7 protein-coding genes are annotated in these 4,665 nt (G+C 64.7%); 3 read left to right on the forward strand and 4 right to left on the reverse strand.

The window, feature by feature from the left end:
* The first annotated feature begins 192 nt into the window (after nt 1-192).
* Both ACESLR_RS10810 and ACESLR_RS10815 read left to right on the forward strand, forming a co-directional pair.
* Nucleotides 193-441, forward strand: a complete 249-nt coding sequence (locus tag ACESLR_RS10810) for a helix-turn-helix domain-containing protein (protein WP_373026061.1) — start codon at nt 193-195, stop codon at nt 439-441.
* Nucleotides 441-1,754, forward strand: coding sequence for a type II toxin-antitoxin system HipA family toxin (locus ACESLR_RS10815; protein WP_373026062.1), 1,314 nt, complete (start codon nt 441-443; stop codon nt 1,752-1,754). The genes ACESLR_RS10810 and ACESLR_RS10815 overlap by 1 nt, the downstream gene beginning before the upstream one ends.
* Before the next feature lie 436 nt (nt 1,755-2,190).
* Here the strand turns inward: ACESLR_RS10815 and ACESLR_RS10820 are convergent, their stop codons facing one another.
* The 4 genes from ACESLR_RS10820 to ACESLR_RS10835 form a co-directional block, all read right to left on the reverse strand.
* The gene (locus tag ACESLR_RS10820; protein WP_373026064.1) at nt 2,191-2,505 is read right to left on the reverse strand and encodes a CcdB family protein; all 315 of its coding nucleotides are present in this window, start codon (nt 2,503-2,505) and stop codon (nt 2,191-2,193) included.
* Nucleotides 2,505-2,753 (reverse strand): type II toxin-antitoxin system CcdA family antitoxin, encoded by a 249-nt coding sequence (locus tag ACESLR_RS10825; RefSeq protein ID WP_373026065.1) that lies wholly within the window; start codon nt 2,751-2,753, stop codon nt 2,505-2,507. Before ACESLR_RS10825 ends, ACESLR_RS10820 begins: the two co-directional genes overlap by 1 nt.
* Nucleotides 2,754-3,494: 741 nt before the next feature.
* Nucleotides 3,495-3,701: a hypothetical protein gene (locus ACESLR_RS10830; RefSeq protein ID WP_373026066.1), complete on the reverse strand. Its 207-nt coding sequence runs from the start codon at nt 3,699-3,701 to the stop codon at nt 3,495-3,497.
* 49 nt (nt 3,702-3,750) lie between these two features.
* Complete coding sequence (locus tag ACESLR_RS10835; RefSeq protein ID WP_024328004.1) at nt 3,751-3,975, reverse strand: hypothetical protein; 225 nt, start codon at nt 3,973-3,975, stop codon at nt 3,751-3,753.
* Between the two features lie 209 nt (nt 3,976-4,184).
* Between ACESLR_RS10835 and ACESLR_RS10840 the strand changes: the two genes are divergently transcribed.
* The coding region (locus ACESLR_RS10840) for a DUF302 domain-containing protein (protein WP_373026068.1) at nt 4,185-4,665 on the forward strand (481 nt) is incomplete at its 3' end.

Consider the following 4,665-nt stretch of genomic DNA (forward strand, 5'->3'; position numbering starts at 1 on the left):
GGGATGGCCCATGGCGATCGCCGCATCGCTTTGTTCCGCGCGATGACGGGGTGGTGGGTGGTTGTCGGGTTTTGGCGGGGGGCCGCGGGCGAGCCCGCTCCTACAGGGGGGCTGGGGTTGTGTAGATGCGGTGGTTTTATGTGCTTGATGCGATATTGATTCATTATCGGGTTGGGCGCATAATCGGGCGTTATGACATTGCTTGCGCGAACACCTAAGCAGATTGGCTCGATTGTGCGTCGGGCCCGGCGAGAGCAGGGGCTGACGCAGGCGGCGCTCGGCGAGAAGGCGGGGTTGCGCCAGGAGACGATCTCTTTGATCGAGAACGGGAACCCGGCCACCCGTCTGGAGACGTTGCTGGCGGTTCTGGCGGCGCTGGATCTGGAGTTTCAGATTGCCCCCCGTGCGCGGTCGGCGGCGTCCATTGAAGAGATCTTCTGATGCCGCGTACGCGTCGCCATCCGCCGCTGCGCGTCTTGCTGAATGGTCGCCTGGTGGGGTTTCTGGAGAGGTCAGCGGCCGGGGCGATTCACTTTCGATATGACGCGAGCTGGCTGGGCTGGGAGCATGCGCTGCCGGTCTCGCTATCGCTGCCATTGCGGGAAGACGCCTACCACGGTGCGGCCGTGGCCGCGGTGTTCGAGAACCTGTTGCCGGACGCGGATGCCCTGCGACGGCGCGTGGCGCAACGCGTGGGCGCGGCGGGGACGGATGCCTACAGCCTGCTGGCGGCGATCGGGCACGACTGCGTGGGGGCATTGCAGTTTTCGCTGTCCGATACGGAGGAATCCGGGCGGGCTGGAGGGATTCGCGGGGAGCCGCTCGACGATGCGGCGATCGAACAGCTGCTGGGGGGGCTGGCACAGGCGCCGCTGGGACTGGGCGGCGACGATGCGTTCCGGATCTCGATTGCCGGCGCTCAGGAGAAGACGGCGCTGCTGTGGCACGACGGAGGCTGGCTCAAGCCGCATGGCTCGACACCGACGACGCATATCCTGAAGCCCGCGATTGGGCAGTTACCCAATGGGCTGGATCTGTCGGATAGTGTGGACAACGAGTTCTACTGTCTGCGGTTGCTGGCGGCGTTTGGTCTGCCGGTGGCGCGGGCGCAGATGCATTCCTTTGGCGACGCCCGCGCGCTGGTGGTGGAGCGGTTTGATCGGCACTGGGCGCGCGATGGCCGTCTGCTGCGCCTGCCTCAGGAGGATTGCTGTCAGGCGCTGGGTGTGCCACCAAGCCGCAAGTATCAGAATGAGGGTGGGCCCGGACTGATCGATGTACTGAATCTGTTACGGGGAAGCGATACGCCGGGAGCGGACCAGGCGACGGTGCTCGAGGCGCAGATCCTGTTCTGGCTGATCGGCGCCACGGATGGCCACGCCAAGAATTTCAGCGTGTTCCTGCAGCCGGGCGGCGGATACCGGCTCACGCCGCTATACGATGTGCTGACGGTGCTTCCCAGCGTGGCCCGCCGTCAGGTCGAGCGCAAGCAGGTTCGGCTGGCGCTAGCGGTGGGTCGGCGCAATCATTATCGCGTGGATGGCATTCAGGGGCGGCACTTTCTGGAGACGGGCGCTTTGGCCCGATTGCCCCGGGCGATGGTGCACGAGGTCATGGCAGCGGTGGTGTCGCAGGCCCCTTCAGCGCTGGATCAGGTGGAACGAGACCTGCCGGAGGATTTTCCGCCAGGCATCCATGAGGCCGTGCGCCGATCCGTGGAAGCGGGGGTGCAGTCGTTGGAACGGGTTCTGTGAGGCAAGGCGGGTCCGTGTGGGCTCGGCGTTGGGGCTTCGCGGGCGAGCCCGCGTCTACAGTGTAAAGGCGACACTGGGAGGGAGATGACTTTGTTGTTGGCCGTCATCCCGGAAACTGTGGGGCGGTTATCCGGGATCTCGGGCGTGGGTGGTGACTCCGGCGTTTGGTGTGGTCCCGACGTGGGAGATCCCGGTGCTTCGCTGCGCTGCGGCCGGGATGACGGTGTGGGGCCCCTCCCCTGCAGCTGGGTTCATGGGAGAGCCTTTGCGGTCGACCGAGGAGATCGCCGCGTCGCTCGGTCTTCGCGATGACCGGAGGGGGATCTGGCGCCGCCCGTCAAAGTGGAGAGGGTTGGTGGTTTTCGGGCTTTGGCGGGGGCTTCGCCGGCAAGCCGGCTTGGAGGATGTCAAAAAATGGGCGGTGTGTGGGTGTTGCTCAGATGCCGGCAAACAGGAAGTCGCAGGCGGCCATGATGGTGTTTCGTTCGGCGCCGAGGGAGTGGACTTCTTCGCCTAACGTGGCCCGGGAGACCCCGGCAAGTTCGGCGGTGGACAACACCACCGGGTGACCTTCGATGGTGAAGGCGGGGTTGAGGATGTGGGCGGGGCGGCCAAATGCCTCCGCGTGTATCAACGGGGCGACGACCACGGTACTCAGGTCCGCGAGCAGGTCGTTCTGGAGTACCAGCAGGTACGGTGCCCAGGATGCGGTATCGGCGGAGGGGTTGCGGTGGACCGAGAACTGGGGCATCAGAAGCGGCGAGCGCAGTCACCGAAGCTGCCACGCTCGGCAACACGCTGGTTGTATTCGACCAGGGCCTGGCGGTTCTCGGCGATCCAGGCATCGCGGCGTGCTTCTCGCACGCCCTGAGCCAGCGCTTGCTCGAAAAGGGCCGAGAGGTTGATGCCCAGTTCGCGTGCCTGAGCCAGAAGGTCGGAATTGACGGTGAGGTTGGTGGCCTTGCGCGGGGCGTCGGCCTTGTACGGCGTGAGGTGCATGGCGGCTCCCGGTCACTTCATGTGATGACATGATGCGCACAGTTTGTGCGCACCCTTCATGTGGGTCAACCGCGCCCGCCTTGAACATTGGTGGCCAAGAAGGGAATCTCGGATTTAGTGGTTATCGGACGTCTCGTGCGAAGGGAGTAGCACTGGTGGCGTTCGCCATCGTTCCGGCGTGGGAGATCCCGGCTCTTCGCTTCGCTCCGGCCGGAATGACGTCGTGGGGCCCGCGGCCGGGGTGATCGGAATGGCTTCCGGGTAGCCCCTTGAGATCGCCGCGTCGCTTTGCTCTGCGCGATGACCGGATGGGTCCTTGAGTGGTCCGTTACTTTGGAGAGCGTTGGCGGTCTTCGGGTCTTGGCGGGGGCTTCGCGGGCGAGCCCGATCCGACGATGTGGGGGCGGGTGGAGTGAGGGCCTACCGTTGAGAAGGTGAAAACGACCGGTGGGGAGTTTTTCCGCGTCTGGGGTGGAATCCTCTACCTTGTGTGCTAGTTTTTGTCGCGGGAACAGGGATGCCCCTGAAAGAGCCGCCCGGGCAGGGATGCCGGGTGGCTCTTTCTCTTTGTGGTATGGGGCCAGCCGGGCTTCCCGGTCGTCCGTCGGTGGGCGTGACCGGTGTCTCCTAATGCCCGGCTTTGGCGGGGGCTTCGCCGCCAGGGCGGCTCCGACAGGGGCCCGGGCTCCTGGACGGCTGTGGCGCTTTGCCTGCCCCACGGGGTGTGGGGCGGGTGCCGGGTTAGTGGTCCGCCGGGGGCATGTATTCGTGGCGGATGTGGTCCGGTTGTTCCGGTAGCTCGATGCCGGCGTTTTCCAGGGCCTCGGTCAGGTCCTCGCAATCGTCGAGTTCGTCGGCGCGCTTCTTGAGCGTGGCCAGGGCGTCGGCGGCTTCCGCCTCGGGCATGGTGATGACGAGTTCGCCGTTTTCCGCTTTTTCCAGGTGCATGAGGTGCTCCTTGTGTTCGGGGTGGCTCGGTCGCGCTGGCGCGCGTGGTTCAGTCCTCGATGGAGGGCTGTTTGGGCGCGTGCTCGTCGAAGGCGTGCGGCGGCTGGCGGAATTCGTTCTCCAGCTCGTAGACGCCTTCCTGCAGGACCGATCCGAGTGCTCGCGCACCGTTGCTGATTTCGCCACCGAGCTCGGTGATGTTTTCGGCGATGTCCTTGGCGGCCTTCTTGTCGATCTTCAGGGTGACCGTTCCGTCTTTCAGTGTGGCTTCCATGTCGATCTCCTTGTTGCGACGTTGGTGACGTCGGGTTTTACCCGTTTGGAACGGGTCTGGTTCGTGTCGGGTTGACCTGCATCAAGACGACCGTGGCCGGTGATCGATACCCTGTGCTGCAGGTGCTGCCCCCAACGTACCGAAGAGGCGGCCGATCCCGACGATTCCCGCTTACCGGGAAAGGAGAAACCATGATGCACTCTGGAATGATGACCATGCGCCCCGGTGCGCGGTTCCTCGCGCTTGTTGTGATGACGATGGCATTGCTGCTTTCCGGCATGGCGCAGGCTGACAACCACGGTGGTGGGCAGCCAGAGATGGTGATGGTGACGCCGAGCCCGCATTCGTTCCCGGAGACGCTCGCGGCCTTCGAGCGCGAGGCATCCGAGGCCGGCTGGAGTATCCTGCACCGCAACAACATGGCCGGAACGTTGTCGGAGCGCGGGTTTACCATTGATCCTGTGGTGATCCTGGATGTCTGCAGCGGTCGTTACAGCGCGCAGATCCTGGAAGAGGACGCTTACCGGCCGGTTTCGGCCTTCATGCCCTGCCGGGTGAGCATCTATCAGGACAGCGAGGGCGATGTGTTCATCTCGCGGATGAATGTGCCGGGCTTCCTGCCGATGATGCCGGAAGGCGTGGCCGAGGTGATGGAGAAGTCGTCGGAAGAGATCGAGGCGATCATCGAGC

It is taken from the genome of Thioalkalivibrio sp. (assembly GCF_041685615.1).
Classification (GTDB): domain Bacteria; phylum Pseudomonadota; class Gammaproteobacteria; order Ectothiorhodospirales; family Ectothiorhodospiraceae; genus Thioalkalivibrio.